Annotated in this window: 21 protein-coding genes; 2 read left to right on the top strand and 19 right to left on the bottom strand. The window is 38.5% G+C overall.

What is annotated here, in order from left to right:
• Positions 1 to 70 precede the first annotated feature (70 nt).
• Complete coding sequence (locus KYI10_06575) at positions 71 to 1,039, top strand: 4-hydroxy-3-methylbut-2-enyl diphosphate reductase (GenBank protein ID QYA32059.1); 969 nt, start codon at positions 71 to 73, stop codon at positions 1,037 to 1,039.
• A gap of 37 nt (positions 1,040 to 1,076) precedes the next feature.
• On the opposite strand, the gene KYI10_06580 is transcribed toward KYI10_06575, so the two are convergent.
• The 7 genes from KYI10_06580 to KYI10_06610 form a co-directional block, all read right to left on the bottom strand.
• A complete protein-coding gene (locus tag KYI10_06580) occupies positions 1,077 to 2,159 on the bottom strand; it encodes a Nif3-like dinuclear metal center hexameric protein (GenBank protein ID QYA32060.1) in 1,083 nt (360 codons plus the stop codon).
• The gene (locus KYI10_06585; protein ID QYA32061.1) at positions 2,146 to 2,832 is read right to left on the bottom strand and encodes a tRNA (adenine(22)-N(1))-methyltransferase TrmK; all 687 of its coding nucleotides are present in this window, start codon (positions 2,830 to 2,832) and stop codon (positions 2,146 to 2,148) included. Before KYI10_06585 ends, KYI10_06580 begins: the two co-directional genes overlap by 14 nt.
• Positions 2,833 to 2,908: 76 nt before the next feature.
• Positions 2,909 to 3,262 carry a cytochrome c gene (locus tag KYI10_06590; protein ID QYA32062.1) on the bottom strand — a complete coding sequence of 118 codons (354 nt, stop codon included), beginning with the start codon at positions 3,260 to 3,262 and terminating at the stop codon, positions 2,909 to 2,911.
• 89 nt (positions 3,263 to 3,351) lie between these two features.
• On the bottom strand, positions 3,352 to 4,452 hold the full coding sequence (gene rpoD / locus KYI10_06595) for an RNA polymerase sigma factor RpoD (protein ID QYA32063.1): 1,101 nt from the start codon (positions 4,450 to 4,452) through the stop codon (positions 3,352 to 3,354).
• 22 nt (positions 4,453 to 4,474) lie between these two features.
• On the bottom strand, positions 4,475 to 6,226 hold the full coding sequence (gene dnaG / locus KYI10_06600; GenBank protein ID QYA32064.1) for a DNA primase: 1,752 nt from the start codon (positions 6,224 to 6,226) through the stop codon (positions 4,475 to 4,477).
• A gap of 13 nt (positions 6,227 to 6,239) precedes the next feature.
• Positions 6,240 to 7,055 (bottom strand): pyruvate, water dikinase regulatory protein, encoded by an 816-nt coding sequence (locus KYI10_06605; protein QYA32065.1) that lies wholly within the window; start codon positions 7,053 to 7,055, stop codon positions 6,240 to 6,242.
• Positions 7,056 to 7,066: 11 nt separating this feature from the next.
• On the bottom strand, positions 7,067 to 7,708 hold the full coding sequence (locus tag KYI10_06610) for a helix-turn-helix transcriptional regulator (GenBank protein ID QYA33927.2): 642 nt from the start codon (positions 7,706 to 7,708) through the stop codon (positions 7,067 to 7,069).
• 274 nt (positions 7,709 to 7,982) lie between these two features.
• On the opposite strand from KYI10_06610, the gene KYI10_06615 reads away from it, so the two are divergent.
• Positions 7,983 to 9,371, top strand: coding sequence for a glycine--tRNA ligase (locus KYI10_06615; protein QYA32066.1), 1,389 nt, complete (start codon positions 7,983 to 7,985; stop codon positions 9,369 to 9,371).
• Between the two features lie 38 nt (positions 9,372 to 9,409).
• On the opposite strand, the gene recO is transcribed toward KYI10_06615, so the two are convergent.
• The 12 genes from recO to mtaB form a co-directional block, all read right to left on the bottom strand.
• Positions 9,410 to 10,165: a DNA repair protein RecO gene (gene recO / locus KYI10_06620; GenBank protein QYA32067.1), complete on the bottom strand. Its 756-nt coding sequence runs from the start codon at positions 10,163 to 10,165 to the stop codon at positions 9,410 to 9,412.
• A complete protein-coding gene (era, locus tag KYI10_06625; GenBank protein QYA32068.1) occupies positions 10,165 to 11,067 on the bottom strand; it encodes a GTPase Era in 903 nt (300 codons plus the stop codon). The genes recO and era overlap by 1 nt, the downstream gene beginning before the upstream one ends.
• Positions 11,067 to 11,471 carry a cytidine deaminase gene (gene cdd / locus KYI10_06630; protein QYA32069.1) on the bottom strand — a complete coding sequence of 135 codons (405 nt, stop codon included), beginning with the start codon at positions 11,469 to 11,471 and terminating at the stop codon, positions 11,067 to 11,069. Before cdd ends, era begins: the two co-directional genes overlap by 1 nt.
• An 11-nt stretch (positions 11,472 to 11,482) precedes the next feature.
• On the bottom strand, positions 11,483 to 11,827 hold the full coding sequence (locus KYI10_06635) for a diacylglycerol kinase family protein (protein QYA32070.2): 345 nt from the start codon (positions 11,825 to 11,827) through the stop codon (positions 11,483 to 11,485).
• On the bottom strand, positions 11,827 to 12,291 hold the full coding sequence (ybeY, locus tag KYI10_06640; protein ID QYA32071.1) for an rRNA maturation RNase YbeY: 465 nt from the start codon (positions 12,289 to 12,291) through the stop codon (positions 11,827 to 11,829). The genes KYI10_06635 and ybeY overlap by 1 nt, the downstream gene beginning before the upstream one ends.
• The gene (locus KYI10_06645) at positions 12,292 to 13,236 is read right to left on the bottom strand and encodes a PhoH family protein (GenBank protein QYA32072.1); all 945 of its coding nucleotides are present in this window, start codon (positions 13,234 to 13,236) and stop codon (positions 12,292 to 12,294) included. It lies immediately after the preceding gene.
• 59 nt (positions 13,237 to 13,295) lie between these two features.
• A complete protein-coding gene (locus tag KYI10_06650; GenBank protein ID QYA32073.1) occupies positions 13,296 to 13,715 on the bottom strand; it encodes a PH domain-containing protein in 420 nt (139 codons plus the stop codon).
• Between the two features lie 132 nt (positions 13,716 to 13,847).
• The gene (locus KYI10_06655) at positions 13,848 to 14,390 is read right to left on the bottom strand and encodes a hypothetical protein (GenBank protein ID QYA32074.1); all 543 of its coding nucleotides are present in this window, start codon (positions 14,388 to 14,390) and stop codon (positions 13,848 to 13,850) included.
• 11 nt (positions 14,391 to 14,401) lie between these two features.
• Positions 14,402 to 15,391 (bottom strand): flotillin-like protein FloA, encoded by a 990-nt coding sequence (gene floA / locus KYI10_06660; protein ID QYA32075.1) that lies wholly within the window; start codon positions 15,389 to 15,391, stop codon positions 14,402 to 14,404.
• A 17-nt stretch (positions 15,392 to 15,408) separates the two neighbouring features.
• A complete protein-coding gene (locus tag KYI10_06665; GenBank protein ID QYA32076.1) occupies positions 15,409 to 16,038 on the bottom strand; it encodes an NfeD family protein in 630 nt (209 codons plus the stop codon).
• A 154-nt stretch (positions 16,039 to 16,192) separates the two neighbouring features.
• Positions 16,193 to 16,369: a 30S ribosomal protein S21 gene (gene rpsU / locus KYI10_06670; GenBank protein ID QYA32077.1), complete on the bottom strand. Its 177-nt coding sequence runs from the start codon at positions 16,367 to 16,369 to the stop codon at positions 16,193 to 16,195.
• A gap of 119 nt (positions 16,370 to 16,488) precedes the next feature.
• The gene (mtaB, locus tag KYI10_06675) at positions 16,489 to 17,832 is read right to left on the bottom strand and encodes a tRNA (N(6)-L-threonylcarbamoyladenosine(37)-C(2))-methylthiotransferase MtaB (GenBank protein QYA32078.1); all 1,344 of its coding nucleotides are present in this window, start codon (positions 17,830 to 17,832) and stop codon (positions 16,489 to 16,491) included.
• Positions 17,833 to 17,945: the final 113 nt, after the last annotated feature.

Here is a 17,945-nt window from a genome sequence, read left to right on the forward strand (position 1 = left end):
GTAAACATTTTTAAAACCATATTATAAATGGTATGATAATGGTACTGATTCATGAATTGGAGGCACAATAATGGAAATCATTAAAATTACACCTCGTGGCTATTGTTATGGCGTAGTCGATGCAATGGTCATCGCACGTAACGCATCCTTAGACAAAACCCTACCACGTCCTATTTATATACTTGGTATGATCGTTCATAATAAACATGTCACAGATGCATTTGAAAGTGACGGCATTATTACATTGGATGGTCCTAACCGACTTGAAATCTTAGAACAGATTGAAACTGGAACGGTCATCTTCACAGCACATGGTGTAAGTCCAGAAGTAAAACGTCTTGCAAAAGAAAAAGGCCTTGTCTGTATCGATGCCACTTGTCCAGATGTTGAAAATACACATACATTGATTCGTCGTAAGAAAGCTGACGGATATCATGTCATCTATATCGGTAAGAAAGGTCACCCTGAACCTGAAGGAGCAGTGGGTGTTGCTCCGGATATCGTTCACCTTGTAGAAAACAAGCAGGATATCGAACAATTACCTGAATCATTAAATGATCAGAAACTCATTGTAACAAATCAAACAACAATGAGTCAGTGGGATGTTAAACATCTGATGGAAGACTTAGAAGAGAAATTTCCGCATATTGAAGTGCATGAAGAAATATGTCTCGCAACACAAGTGAGACAGGAAGCCGTTGCAAATCAGGCTCCAAGTGCGGATGTTCTAATCGTTGTCGGTGACCCTAAAAGTAATAACTCTAACAGACTCGCACAAGTTTCAAAAGAAATCGCACATACCGAAGCCTATCGTATTTCAGATATCAGTGAATTAAAGTTAGAGTGGCTTGAGGGAAAATCAACGATTGCAGTTACAGCAGGAGCTTCTACACCTACACCGATCATTAAAGAAGTGATTGACTATATTAAAGGCTATGATCCACTAAATATTACTCCTATACCTGAAACGTCTGGTGTACCAGTTGAAAAGATCTTACCTAAAATTAAAAACGCAGCCCCTGTCAAAATATTAGATTAACAAAAGTGCCATCGTCAGTAGACGATGGCACTTTTATTTATATTTCATTAAACGGATTAGTATTTGTCGTTGATGCGATAACTGTAATTTCAGGTATCAGGCCATGAATTATCGCTTTCAGTCCTTCTCTCATTACATATTCACTATAATGACCGATATCAATTGCGATTTGTCCTTTCATCAGTAAATCATGTGCTTCATGGTACTTGATATCCCCAGTTAAAAACACATCAGCTCGTCCTGCAATTTGATCCATATACGATACGCCGGCACCACCAATAATAGAAATTGACGTAAGCTGGGCATTTAAATTACCAATTACTTTAACAGACGGAATATCAAGCTTATCTTTTAAAATTTCAGCAAGCTCGTGAACCTTCATTTCTTCAATCCTACCGATAGTCCCCGTACCATAATCTGCCGGAACGTCATATTCAAATATATCATATGCAGGCGTTTCGTACGGGTGTACATCCATAATGACTTTCTCTACTTGCTGCCTTAATTGAGGTTCAAATACACACTCAATCTTCATTTCCTGTTCGTAATGGATCTCACCTTTCTTACCTACAAATGGATTTGCACTTGATAATGGCATAAATTCTCCTGTACCTTCTGTTGTATAGAAGCAATGTGCATATTCTCCAATTTGTCCGGCACCAATTTGCGCTAATGCACCTTTCATTTGCGCGGCATGATCATTCGGTACAAACAACTGTAATTTGCAAAGCTTTCTAGATTCACGTAACAGAATCGTCTGATCCTTCAAACCAATTTGTTTACCGATCATATAACTCACACCATATTTGTAGTTATCTAAATTTGTATGCATCGCAATCACTTGAATGTCATGCTTAATTGCATGGCGCATGACATTGCCGTATCCTCCGGCATTAATTTGTTTTATGCCGCTAAAAATAAGCGGATGGTGACAAATAATTGTATTGATACCATACGTAATTGCTTCATCAATAACTTCCTCTGTACAGTCTAATGTTGTCAGAACCCCTGTCACTTCTGTCGATTCATCTCCGATTAATAGTCCAACATTGTCCCAGGATTCCGCTGTGTACTTCGGAATTTCGTTATGAATAATCTGCTGTAATTCACAAATTTTCAATGTCTAAGACCTCCTTTAGAGTTTCAATATCGTTCAGTAGCTGTGATGCTTTTTCAGAGTGCCTTTCTTCTAATTTTATCGCTTCATATACTGTTTGCAGATGATGATACTCACGTAACCACTTCTCTTTAAAAACATCGTCCTTTTTATTTAATAACACCGGACCAAACTTTAACTCTCTTTCATTATACGTTACGTCTATATCATTTCGTTCAGCAACGATAATTTCGTATACGTGTTTACGCTCTTTCATAATGACTTCATCTTTTATCATGTAGCCTAATGCTATCAATCTACGCCTAACTGCTTCTGTATGAATATTACTTTGCAGTATAAGTGTCGGATAATGTGTAAGTTTTCCTTTACCGTTATTTAAAATCTCACTGATTAATGGACCACCCATCCCGCAAATGGTAATGCAGTCTACTTCATTCTGCTCAATTACATCAAGGCCGTCTCCAAGTCTGACATCTATCTTACTGTCCAGTGCATACTTCTTTACATTTTCTACTGCTGACATAAATGGACCCTTTACAACTTCACCTGCAACAGCACTTTTTACTTTGCCTTGTTCTATTGCATATATCGGAAGATACGCATGGTCTGAACCGATATCTGCTAATTTTTCGTGATTGATATATGTTGCAACTGCCAATAATCTGTTATTTATCATCGCGTTTATCCTTTCATTTCATTCAATCTAAAAGAGGATGAGACAACGTTGTCCCATCCTCTCATATTGTAAATTATTATTTAGCACCATCTTTAAGATACTTAACTAAAGTATCTAGATCTTTATCAGAAATTGTTGCTTCGTCATGTGCTGGCATCGCACCTTTACCTTCACGGATAACTTTCTTTAAAGCACCTGCGTCTTTAGAGTTCCCCGCTAATTTAGGACCCATACCGCCTTCTAAGTTTTGACCATGACAAGAAGTACAGTTGTCTTTAGCAAATGTTTTTGCATCAAATTTCTGTTCAGTTTTAGCACCGTCTTCGCCCTTCTCTTCTCCTTTGTTTGCACCGTGTGCTGACATAAAGAAAATAAGACCTACACCCATAAGCATAATAAGTATAAACGGTATCACTGGATTACGATTCATTCAATTAACCTCCCTTTAAATTCACCATATACATATCTATTTTATATTAAAAAGTAGGATTGTCAAAGACTTTTCACAATTTAATTTAATTAATCCATAAAATCTTTTAAGCGTTTACTTCTTGATGGATGACGTAACTTTCTGAGTGCCTTTGCTTCTATCTGTCTGATACGTTCACGTGTTACTCCAAACACCTTACCAACTTCCTCAAGTGTGCGTGTACGACCATCATCTAGTCCAAATCTTAAGCGCAGGACATTTTCTTCTCTGTCCGTCAGGGTATCAAGTACGTCCTCTAACTGTTCTTTCAGAAGTTCATAAGCTGCATGATCTGCGGGACTTTGTGCATCCTGATCCTCAATGAAATCACCTAGATGGCTGTCATCTTCTTCTCCAATCGGTGTTTCAAGAGAAACTGGTTCCTGAGCAATCTTCAAGATTTCTCTTACTTTTTCTGCTGGCAGATCCATTTCTTCGCCAATCTCTTCTGGAGAAGGATCACGACCTAAATCTTGCAGTAACTGACGTTGTACACGAATTAATTTATTGATTGTTTCAACCATATGAACCGGAATTCGAATTGTACGTGCCTGGTCAGCAATTGCACGTGTTATCGCCTGACGAATCCACCACGTTGCGTAAGTCGAAAATTTAAAGCCTTTTGTAAAGTCAAATTTCTCAACCGCTTTTATAAGACCCATATTTCCTTCCTGAATCAAATCAAGGAACAGCATACCACGCCCAACATAACGCTTCGCAATACTAACCACAAGACGTAAGTTTGCTTCTGCAAGTCTCGCTTTCGCTTCTTCATCACCTTGTTCAATTCGTTTCGCAAGTTCAATTTCTTCTTCTGCACTTAATAAATTTACACGACCAATTTCTTTTAGATACATACGTACAGGGTCATTAATCTTAACACCTGGTGGTGCTGAAAGATCGTTTAAATTAATCTTGTCGTCCGTATCTTGTGCATCTTTTTCATTAATTAATGTAATATCATTCTCAGCAATTGCTTCAAAGAATTCATCCATATGATCAGAATCCATTTCGAAGTTCTGCAGTTTATCTGCAATCTCTTCGTGACTGAGATGACCATTTTTCTTACCAGTCTCTATCAACTGTGCTTTAACCTGGTCAATTGTTAATAATACATCGTCTTTATTTTTTTTCGTTTCTTTTTTGGCCATAATGTTTAACCCCCTGTAGAATCTACTGTTTCTTTTGTCGTTGTAAATTAATAATTTCACGCATAAGCTGCGCACGCTTTTCATGATCCTCTGTACTTACAGCATCGCTAAGTTGTGCCTTTAACGATTGCAGCTGTTCTATTTCTTTCGGTTCCTGTTGAAAGACATAAAGGTAATCATTGACTTCTTCGATAGAAGGCTCATGATTTACGAGCATAGCATCAATTTTCAGACAAGTTTCATGGCATTCATGTGGAACATGTGATGAGAATTTGCTTAGCATAAATGTCTCTTCTATTTTATAGTACCCACTTAATGCTTTATAAATCATCTCATGAACTTTGACGCTAAAATGCTCTTCTGTAATCTGATCTTCAAATTGCATAAAAAGCATACGATCATTCATAAAATATTTCAGCACAGTACGCTCAGCTAACAATTGTCGTGACAGTGTCTCACTTTCAAATGTCGGCATACGCGCTTGTCTTCTATTATCCTTCTGTACTTTGAATTTTAAGCTGTCAAAGTCTACATTAAACAACTCGGTGATTTCATGCAATACTTTTTTCTGTAAATGCTCGGAATTCATTAGTTTAGCATCTTCGATAACGTTATTCAAATGTTTTTCATAGGCAAGATCATTATTCTTAATTTCATCGAGATAATGGCGCATATAAAAGCTCACATAAGTAAGCTTATTATGATTAAAATAACTTAAAAATTTATCCGTTCCAAGTTCTGTAATCATCTCATCAGGATCGTATCCTTTTTTCATCGGTACAACAAATACATTCATACCTTCTTGATTTAACTGCTTACCGATTTTAAGAGTGGCTTCGATACCCGCTCGGTCGCCATCATACATCAATGTAATATTCGATGCCAGTTTCTTCAGCTGTAGGATATGCTCACGGCTAAGTGCCGTACCCATCGTTGCAATCGCGTTTAATATTCCAGTTTCATTAAGTTTAAGGACGTCCATAAATCCTTCCAGCAAAATAACTTCATCTTGATTACGAATCGGTTTTCTTGCAACATCAATGTGATAAAGCACATTTCTTTTTTGGAAAATTAAAGTTTCAGGACTGTTTAAATACTTGGGTTCGCTCCCATCAATCGAGCGCGCCGAAAAACCGATAACTTTACCGCGGAAGTCCTTGATAGGAAACATGATACGGTTTCTAAACCGGTCAAAGTAGGATATCGTTTCTTCATTACGACTCAGCAGACCTGCATCATAGGCAAGTGCCTCATCATAGCCTTTATTCTTTAAATAATCACGGGTAAATGTTGACACGTTAGGACTATAACCTATTTTCTCACGTGCAATCTGTTCATCTGTAAATCCTCTTGAATACAAATACTTAAGTGCCGGCTCAGCTTGTTCAATCGCCTTAAGCACATAGTTATAATAATGTGCCATCGCTTCATGCATCGCAATCATCTTGCTCTGTTCATTATCTGCTTGAGGCGTACCGTCGTCAGTCTTAACTTCTATCCCTGCACGCTCACCTAGTATCTTCACCGCTTCTATAAAGCTGATGGCTTCAATCTGCTCTATAAACTGAAAAACATTACCACCTTTTTTACAGCCGAAGCAGTGGCAGATCTGTTTTTCTACCGAGACAGAAAACGAAGGAGTCTTTTCATCATGAAAGGGACATAAACCGATGTAGTTTCGTCCCCTTTTTTCTAATTTCACATATTGACTGACAACGTCCAATATATCGTTCTTCTGTTGGATTTCATGTATTAACTCTGGCTCTATATGCAAATTATGCACCTCTTTAACGTTGATTCTCAGTAACAATCTTAATAATTTCGTTCGCTGTTTCTTCTATCGCTTTATTCGAAACATCAATCACCTTACATCCAATTCTATCGACAATCGAATGGAAATAGTCAAGTTCTTCATGAATACGGTCATCCTTAGCATAGTTCGCATCATTCTTTAACCCAAGTTGAGCAAGACGTTCCACTCTTATCTTGTTTAGCTTAGCTGGATCAATTTTTAAGGCGATGCACTTGGATGGATCTATATCAAACAGCTGCTCAGGTGGATCAACTTCGGGTACAAGCGGCACGTTCATTACCTTATATCGCTTATGCGCTAAGTATTGACTTAGCGGCGTCTTAGATGTACGAGAGACGCCTACCAGCACGATATCTGCTTTAGCTAAACCACGCACATCTCTTCCGTCATCGTATTTTACGGCAAATTCAATGGCTTCTATTTTCTTGAAATAATCTTCATCTAACTTATGTACGATACCTGGTTCATTTAAGGGATGCTCGTCTAAAACATCAACCAGCACTGTCATCAAAGGACCCATTATATCGACACTCTTAATAGCAAAAGCCTCAAGCTGCTGCTGCATATACTTTCTGATCGCTGGTTTAACAAGTGTATAAACAACAATCGATTCCTGTTCCTTTGACAGATTAATAACTTCATCAACATTCTCGGTTGTCTCGATATAAGGTAGTCGTATCGTATCAATCACATTATTAAGTAGATTAAATTGAGATACACATGCTTTCGTAACGAGTTCTGCAGTCTCCCCTACAGAATCCGATGCGATGATTAACCTAATTTCTTTCATAAATTTATCCCCTATTCATCCTCAATTAGTGACACAAAGGCACGCGTAATCGTTGTCTTAGTGATACGCCCTGTCACTTCATAATGTTCTCCTGACTTCTGTACAACTGGTAACGAATCAATCTGTTTCTCTATCAATAGATTTGCCGCATATATGAGCAGATCATCCTGTACACATACAGAAATATTTGGCATACGGGACATAAAGACATTTACCGGCAGATTATGAATCTCCTGATTACCCATCGATGCACGGAGCAGATCTTTACGAGAGCATACACCAACAAGATGATTTTCATGATTTGTCACAAAAAGTGTACCTACATCCTCCAGAAACATCGTACAAATTGCATCATAAGCTGAAATGTCTTCGTGGATGACGACCGGTATAGACTGAAAATCTTTCACCTTAAACTTCTTAATAGAAGCTGATAAGAGCTGTGTGCTTGACTTACCCGTGTAAAAGTAACCCACTCGTGGTCTCGCATCTAAGTAGCCAGCCATAGTCAGGATTGCTAAATCTGGTCTTAATGTTGCTCGTGTTAAACTCAATTTCTCAGCAATCTTCTCTCCAGTAATGGGGCCATTGTTTTTTACAATCTGTATTATCTTTTCCTGCCTTTTATTCAGTTCTATCGTAAACACCCCAAACATGCACAATTTAATAACTTTATTATACCCATCAACTGCAATTTTTACAAATGACATGTCTAACATCTTGAGTCTTAGTAAGAAAGATGATATATTCATATTAAGCGAGTTAAGGGTGGTGTGAGCTTAACAGAATAATTGGCGCAATATCATAACTTAACATTTATAAAAGTGAGTAAACACTAATTTGGGTGGAACCGCGGGTTTATATACTCGTCCCAAGGCTTGATTGCCTTGGGACTTTTTTGTTTACTCTAAATTAATAGGAGGTCATATTATGGCAGAAAAAAACATGGAAACAATTGTTAATCTTGCAAAACACAGAGGCTTCGTCTTTCCTGGCAGCGAAATCTACGGTGGGCTTGCTAACACTTGGGATTACGGTCCGTTAGGTGTAGAACTTAAAAACAATGTAAAACGTGCATGGTGGCAAAAATTCGTTCAGCAATCACCTTATAACGTAGGTCTTGATGCCGCGATTCTGATGAACCCAAAAACTTGGGAAGCGAGTGGTCACTTATCTAACTTTAACGATCCTATGATCGATAACAAAGATTCTAAGATTCGTTACCGTGCAGATAAATTAATTGAAGATTATATGCACGCACAAGGTGATGAACACTTTATCGCTGACGGTATGAGCTTTGACGAAATGAAACAATTTATCGATGACAAAGGGATTGTATGTCCTGTATCAGGTACAGCAAACTGGACTGAAATCCGTCAGTTCAACTTGATGTTCAAAACATTCCAAGGGGTCACTGAATCATCTACAAATGAGATTTTCTTACGCCCTGAAACAGCACAGGGTATCTTTGTAAATTACAAGAACGTTCAACGCTCAATGCGTAAGAAACTTCCATTCGGTATTGCACAAGTAGGGAAATCATTCCGTAATGAAATCACACCAGGTAACTTTATCTTCAGAACACGAGAATTCGAACAGATGGAATTAGAATTCTTCTGTAAACCAGGCACTGAAATTGAGTGGCAGGAATACTGGAAGAACTTTGCAGCGAAATGGCTGAAAGATTTAGGTATTAAAGAAGAGAATACGAAACTTCGTGACCATGATGAAGACGAATTATCTCACTACTCTAATGCAACAACAGATATCGAATATAAGTTCCCATTCGGCTGGGGTGAGCTATGGGGTATCGCAAGCCGTACAGACTTCGACTTAAAAGCGCATATGGCAGCAAGTGGAGATGACTTCAGCTACCACGACCAGGAAACGAACGAAAAATATGTACCATACTGTATTGAACCCTCATTAGGGGCAGACCGTGTAACGTTAGCATTCTTATGCGATGCATTTGAAGAAGAGACATTAGAAGGTGGAGATACACGTACAGTGATGCACTTCCATCCGGCACTCGCACCATATAAAGCTGCGATCTTACCACTGAGTAAAAAGCTCTCACCAGATGCGATGAAAGTATATGAAGAACTCAGCACATACTTTGCCATCGACTTTGATGAAAGTCAGTCAATTGGTAAACGTTACAGAAGACAAGATGAAATCGGTACACCATTCTGTATCACATTTGACTTTGATTCGTTAGAAGATAATCAAGTTACAGTTCGTGACCGTGATACGATGGAACAAGTACGTATGCCAATTAGCGAAGTAAAAGCATTTTTAGATGAAAAAATTAAGTTTTAAAATGATAAAAGCGGGTTCATTTTCATGAACTCGCTTCTTTATTTACAATTATCTAGTCTTCTCATCTGCTCCAGAATCTTCCTAGACTTGATAAAGACACCTATAAATTCATCATACATCTTATACACGAGTGTTTCCATCTCGTCGATTAAACTGTGTTCAATATTTATAGAGCTTAAACTTTCAATCGGTACTTCACTGAGCAGATAAAGCATATAGAGACTCTTATTCGTCATAGGGATTGCATGTGGATCTTCATTGAGTGCCTCTTGCGTTATCACGCTATTAAATTGAAACGAATACGCAATAAAATCTTTATGTGTCATGTTGCCATCATAAGTACTGTACTTAAAATTTGGTACATAGCCATAGAGCGGCATACATTTAATACTCACTAGCAGCGCAATAAGTCTCGCATTATCACTTCGCTCTATATGTGTCAACGCGACTTTAAGTAACTGATATACATATGGATTCGTCTCATCTTCTTCAAGTGCACGATCAATCAGTTCAACAACGTACTGTGCATACGTCATCACATAGATATCTTCACGTATTTCATAATGACTGTTAATTGTATCCACCGAAGACAATGTACCCATTCCTTTGAACTGAGAGAAAATAAACAAATTTTCATAGAACAAATCTAATCCCGCACCATACTTTGTTGATTTACGGGCATTCCTTGCCATTAACGCAACTTTAACCCCCGCTTCATTCAAAAAGGTGATAATCAGATGATTATCACCATAAGCGACACGTCTAATGACGATACCTACAGCTTTCTTAAGCATTAATACTCGTCTTCTCTATAGCCAATTTGTCGTATGAAATTCGGTTTATTTCTCCAGTCCTTCTGTACTTTCACCCATAGCTCCAAATACACTTTAGAACCTAGTAACATCTCGATATCTTTACGGGCAAGCTGTCCGATCTTTTTAAGCATTGACCCTTGTTTACCGATAATAATCCCTTTTTGAGAATCTCGTTCGATATAGATCGTCGCTTCAATATGAACACGTTCTTCTGATTCTTTGACCATCTTCTCCACCTGCACACCAATTGCATGCGGGATTTCCTGGCTTGTTAAATGAAGCGCTTTTTCACGGATAAGTTCTGCCACGATAAACTCTTCCGGATGATCTGAAATCTGATCTTTCGGATAGTACATCGGTCCTTCCGGCATATATCCTTCAATGACTTTTACAAGATGGTCAACATTATTACCTTGTAATGCTGAAATCGGTACAATCTCTGCAAACGGCAATAAGTCCTTATACTTCTCAATTTCTTTAATCAGCTCGTCAGGATGTATCTTATCGATTTTGTTTAATACTAAGAATATCGGTGTGCGGTTATTCTTAAGTAGTTCAATAATAAATTCATCTCCACGGCCGATACTCTCTTCTACATTGACCATGAACATGATTGCATCAACTTCACGTAACGTGTTCTTCGCTACTTTCATCATATAATCACCAAGCATATGTTTCGGTTTATGAATACCAGGTGTATCGATAAAGATGATTTGTGACTGTTCTGTCGTTAAAACACCTTGTACTTTATTGCGTGTCGTCTGTGCTTTATCTGACATTATCGCTACTTTCTGTCCAAGTACTTTATTCATAAATGTAGATTTCCCTACATTCGGGCGTCCAATAATCGCAACAAACCCTGACTTAAATTCATTTGACATTATTTCAAATCCTTTCCTGAGAAACCAAGCGGCAATAAATCGTCGACAGTACGTGCGATAACATCACCTTTAACATTCGTTAAGAATACAGGCATTTCATCATCGCATAACTCCTTGATCACTTGTCGACATGAACCACATGGCGATGATGGTGCATCAGTATCTGTTGTAACAACCAATACTTCAAACTCACCTGGCTTATAACCATCTGCAATCGCCGATACTAGCGCTGTACGCTCCGCACAGATGCAGTCACCATATGCAGCATTCTCTACGTTACAACCATCGAAAGTTTTGCCGTCCTTCGTAATTAAATAGGCACCTACTTTAAAGTTTGAATACGGTGCATGTGCTTTTTCCTGAGCGCGAATTACGCCCTTTAACCATTCCTGTTTGAATTCCATGATCATTCCTCCTAGAATAACTTCAATATGTACGGTATAAAAATAATCATACCAATAAGCAGGCTCATCATGGATGCAATTAATACCGCAAGACTTGCTGTGTCTTTTGCGTACTTCGCTAACGGGTGATACTCATCTGTTACGAGATCTACAACATATTCAACAGACGTATTGATCACTTCCATAAAGAGAACTGCACTTATTGCAATAATGATAAACAACCATTCCGTTCTCGTGATATTAAATAATACACTAATAATGATTACGAATAAAGCAGCAATTAAATGCAGGATAAAATTTTTATCCTTTTGTAATAATATAACAAGTCCTGCAATTGGATGTTTAAATCGTTTGATCATACATCTCTTCGTAATCCGAATGCATTTAATATTTCATCCTGACGCCCAAACATACGTGTTTCATCTGCTTCATTCATATGATCATATCCTAGAAGATGTAGTAAACCATGCAACGATAAGAAACCTAGCTCACGCTCAAAAGAATGACCATACTCTTCAGCCTGTTCCAAAGCTCTTTTTACACAGATAATGATGTCTCCCAGCACACGTGGTGCATCAGGCATTTCAAAGTCATCCTCGCCTTCTTCAAGGGCAAAACTGATGACGTCTGTTACTGCATCCTTATTGCGGTATGCTTTATTAATTGCCTGAATTTCATTTTCGTCTACAAATGACACTGCAACTTCAGCCTCTTCATTAATTCCTTCCTGCTCGGCAGCAAAAATGAGCAAACGCTCAATTTCTGGTAAGTGCTTTGCATCAATTTGTGCATTATCATCAATAAAATCTACTGTTAACATTTAAACGTCTCCTTCGTATGCATTGATTATCTTTCCAACGAGCGGGTGTCTCACAACATCAGCACCATCAAAATAATGGATTTCTATCCCTTTTACACCGTTTAAGCGGTGAACCGCTTCAATCAGACCACTCTTAACACCTTTAGGTAGGTCAATTTGTGTTTCATCACCCGTAATGACCATCTTAGAGCCAAACCCTAGTCGTGTTAAGAACATCTTCATTTGAGCATGTGTCGTATTCTGTGCCTCATCCAATATAACGAAGGCATCTTCTAATGTACGGCCACGCATATATGCAAGCGGTGCAATTTCAATCACCCCACGTTCAATGAGTCGAGCTGTATGCTCTGCACCGAGTACAAAATGCAAGCCATCATATAACGGACGTAAGTATGGATCTACCTTCTCTTTCAAGTCTCCGGGTAAGAATCCAAGGGACTCACCCGCTTCAACAGCTGGACGTGTTAATACGATACGCTTCACCTTTCCGCTACGTAAACTCTGGGCGGCCATTACAACTGCTAGAAATGTCTTCCCTGTCCCAGCAGGTCCAATACCAATCACGAGATCATTCTTCTTTATCTGATGGGCATATAATCGTTGACCCATCGTCTTTGCACGGATAGACTTTCCAGTAGCGTCTTTCGTTATTTCTTCATCGTACAGATCACTTAAATAATGAATCGTGCCTTTCTCAGACATCTGAACAGCAGACTGTACATCACGTAACGTAATATTCGTACCTTTTTGAATAATCTTAAGCAAACTTCTGATAACGACCTCAGCCTTCGAAATCGCATCAGCTTGACCATGTATCGTAAGTTCCTGACCACGCGTATGCAATTCCACACCATAAAATTCCTCAAGATAATTTAAATGTTCGTCGTTATTGCCAAGCATTGCCTGGGCTTCATTTATATTGTCAAAGCGAATGATATCAGACATTCAAAAACTCCTTTATTTATCGTTACCTTAACTTTATCAGTTTGGGAAATAACACACAATTATTTTATATCAGCGACTCTATCAAGCATTGAATCGGCTAAACTGAAGTTCTGAATGCGAATATCCGGATTAACCTTCTTCAAGTGCGCAATAAATTCTAAGGTTAACTTAGGTTTCACAACAACCTTCTGCTCTTTACCATAAATTTCTACCAGCACATTATCTCGTACTTTCACACAATTTAACAATTCAATATCATGAATATTAATCGCTTTACGCTCAAAACCTTTCGTAATATTAAGCGCATTTCCCTCTATATCATAAAATTCATTTAACAGCGTATAGATAAGGAGACTCCCAAGTACAAAAGAAGCGACACCACTCGTCAATGGATTTAAATAGAATGCAATGGAAACGAGTGTAACAATAATGACGAGTAGCGACTTCTGAAATGAATTGACGATACTTTTATATCTCATGCCATCACCTCTTACCTCTATTTTATCAAATTTTATTCATGATACGTTAATAGTTTCTCTATAAACTAATAAATTATCATCATTAAAATTAAAAAACCTTAAGTGACTGAAACAATCACTTAAGGTTAACCATTATTGCATTGATTTCGGCTTGCCGAGCACTTCGCTCATAATAATACCATTTAATACTGCAGCTTTGTCAAACGTCAAATCGTCTACTGCAACTTCAATGTCCTGTGCCATCACTAAACTTTGAATGCGATTCTGTTTTTGGCGTGGTGTGAGATTCTGATCATTTTCAATTTTGTAGATTTGTTCAGCCAACGTGAAAGTTTGGGTTACAACTGTCTCACTCTGTCTTGAAAGACTTGCTTGTTCTGCCTTTGCTTTCACATTCTCTCTTATATTGCTTTGATGCTGCACAACTTTCTTCGGCTTCACTTGACCAACTGTCTGCCCACGCGCTTGAGTAGTGGCATTACGAGTCGACTTATCATTCATACCTTGATTTATCGTTGCCTCGATTTGCTGTAACTGTTTCTGAAATTCTGATCGCAAACCTTTTGATGTTCCAGCCTTTTTACCAGGAGCGGTCTTTTTCTTATCATTATCTAACAAAGAAGACACACCGCTAATTACCGCAATCAATATAAATATTATCGTACCTACACTCATGTAATCACCCTTTATTTTTTAGGCGTATCATCATTCTTATCTGTCATCTTGTTAATCGCGTTGCGCATACCTGTATCTGATTCGATATTCTTTAAGTTATAGTATTCTTTAACACCGATATTACCAGACTTTAATGCTTCAGCCATTGCAAGCGGCACTTCTGCTTCCGCTTCCACAACTTTCGCACGCATCTCTTGAACACGCGCTTTCATCTCTTGCTCCTGCGCAACCGCCATCGCACGTCGTTCTTCAGCTTTCGCCTGTGCGATATTCTTATCTGCCATCGCTTGCTCTGTCTGAAGATCTGCACCAATATTCTTACCGATATCTACATCAGCAATATCAATCGACAGAATCTCAAACGCTGTTCCAGAGTCTAAACCTTTTCCTAATACTGTCTGAGAAATCATATCCGGGTTCTCTAATACAGATGTGTGGGAACGACTTGAACCGATTGTCGAAACGATACCTTCTCCGACACGGGCTACAATCGTCTCTTCACCTGCACCACCAACAAGGCGCTCGATGTTTGCACGCACTGTAATACGCGCTTTCGCCTTAACTTCAATACCATTCATCGCAACGCCGGCGATAAATGGCGTTTCTATAACTTTCGGGTTAACTGACATCTGTACCGCCTCTAACACGTCACGTCCTGCTAAATCAATCGCAGCACCACGCTCGAAAGGTAAGTTAATGTCTGCACGTTGTGCTGCAATAATTGCATCTACGACGCGGTCAACGTTCCCACCTGCTAAATAATGCGACTCTAACTGGTTCGTCGTCAATGATAAACCTGCTTTATGCGCCTTAATCAATGGATCAATAACGCGACGTGGCGATACACGACGTAAACGCATACCAACAAGTGTACCAATGCCGACTTTAACACCTGCAGCTAACGCTGAAATCCATAACCCTACTGGTACAAACGAGAATAATATCATCAAGAAGACGATAACGATAAATGTAATTATTCCAATACCTATTAAACCTGACATTCATTCCACTCCTTTATTTATAATGTTTTTACTACAACACGCGTACCTTCAACCTCGGTTATCTTCACCGAAGTATCTTTTTTGATAAATGCACCTTCACTCACGGCGTCAATACGCTTATCATTATGCACGATAATACCAGAAGGTCTTAAGTCAGTTAGACAAACAGCTACCTGCCCTACTAAATATGACCTGTCATCATGAGATGTGTAGCCTGCCTCCTTATTCGTTGAGTCATGTAACACGACTTGCTGAAGCAGAGGAACTCTCTTCTTGAAAAACTTCACTATGATCACCCATTCTATAAGTGCGACGATTAAACAGATCGATACGAATAAAGTCATCATCGTCATGTTGTCTCCAATAAGCAGAAAACTGATGATAATGCATATAATACCGATAATTCCAATAATAGCACCGATAATAAACAACTCTAAAATGACAAGAAGTATACCACCGATAAACAAAATAATCGCCAGTGCTTCCATATCACCGTTATAGATGTTCATGACAAAAAATAATAAACTCGCAATTGCGCATATTATTCCAGCACTGCTGATTCTCGGAGTATAAAGCTGCCATATGCATGACACTGTCATAACAATCATTAACATAAGCAGGATGATATCCTGTAATTGTAAATCCAACTGAACACCTCCTTATTTTCATTATACAGAAAATTCACTCACAATATATGTATAAACATAAAATTTATGAAAAATTCACAAATAACAGTTACAAAAAAGAAGCCTGGATAATCCAGACTTCTACATCTATTAATAACATTTGAGGGAGCAAATATTATTTGACTTTACGTTTACGCGCTGCTTCTGATTTCTTTTTGCGTTTTACACTTGGTTTTTCGTAGAATTCACGTTTACGTACTTCTTGAATTGTACCATTTTTAGAAACAGTACGCTTGAAACGACGTAAAGCATCTTCAATTGATTCGTTTTTACGAACTACAGTTTTAGACATATAATTTCCCTCCCTCCAAATATCAACGGAACATTTTAAACATAGATATAAGTAAAATATTCTATGTACTAAAACATTATAATACAACAGTTACACGAGGTCAATAACGAATTTGAAGGTTATTGAACTTGCATCTCTGACTTCTTGTAAGTATTTGGGATGACCGTTACGAACGTTCCTTCATTTACTGGATAGCCGCTCTTATCAATCTTCACCTTAACAAGCTCACCGATTAAATGCTCATCTGCTTCAAACTGTACCTTAAGGTAATTATCCGTGTAACCAACAAGCATATTACCATTACTAGCCTTCTCTTCTGGAATCACTTCCAGCACTTCACCTTCAAAACGACCTGCATATTCTTTTGCAAGCTGATCGCTTAATGTAATTAAACGATGTACGCGGTCATTCTTCACAGATTCATCAATTTGATCCGTCATTCTTGCAGCAGGCGTACCCGTACGCATTGAATACGGGAAGACATGTAATTCACTGAAACCATGCTTTAAAATAAAGTCATATGTCTCCTGGAACTCTGCTTCAGTCTCACCAGGGAAACCGACAATAACATCACTCGTAACAGCAAGACCTGGCATAATGGCATGCAGCTTCTTCAGACGCTCTGAGAAATGTGACATCGTATATTTACGACGCATACGCTTTAATACCGTATCACTACCGGACTGAAGCGGAATGTGTAGGTGACGCACAACTTTATTGCTCTTGTCAATTACATCAATCACTTCATCCGTTAGCTGACTCGCCTCGATAGAAGAAATACGAATACGCTTCAAACCATCAATCGTCTCTAGATCACGGAGTAATTGTGCCAAATTATAATCCTTTAAATCTTCACCATAACCACCCGTATGAATCCCTGTTAATACAATCTCCTGATAACCAGACTGTACAAGCTGCGTTGCCTGACGGACAACCTCTTTAGGATCACGAGAACGCATTAAACCACGCGCCCAAGGAATAATACAGAACGTACAGAAGTTATTACACCCTTCCTGAATCTTAAGTGACGCACGCGTACGGTCCGTAAAGTAAGGTACATCTAACTCCTCATATGTACGATTCTTCATAATATTCGTCACACCATTAATCGGTTGACGTTCCGCGCGATACTGTTCGATATAAGGAAGCATCTTATGACGATCCTGTGTACCGACAACAATATCTACACCGGCAATATCCATAATTTCTGCAGATGACGTCTGTGCGTAACACCCCGTAACACAAATGACCGCATCAGGATTGCGACGAACCGCACGACGGATCACCTGACGACTCTTCTTATCACCCGTGTTCGTTACTGTACACGTATTAATAACATAGACATCTGCACTTTGTTCAAAATCAACGCGCTCATAATCAGCATCTTTAAATAACTGCCAAATCGCTTCTGTTTCATAATGGTTTACTTTACAACCCAACGTATGAAATGCAACTGTTGACATATGTTCACCTCATTTATAATTCTTTGCATTATATAAAAATACCATGAATATCAATAACTTTCAATGTCATTGCATGGAATGTTATTGATATACAATAAAAGACACTGAAAGTT

It is taken from the genome of Macrococcus sp. 19Msa1099, from assembly GCA_019357535.2.
In the GTDB taxonomy this organism is placed as follows: domain Bacteria; phylum Bacillota; class Bacilli; order Staphylococcales; family Staphylococcaceae; genus Macrococcoides; species Macrococcoides psychrotolerans.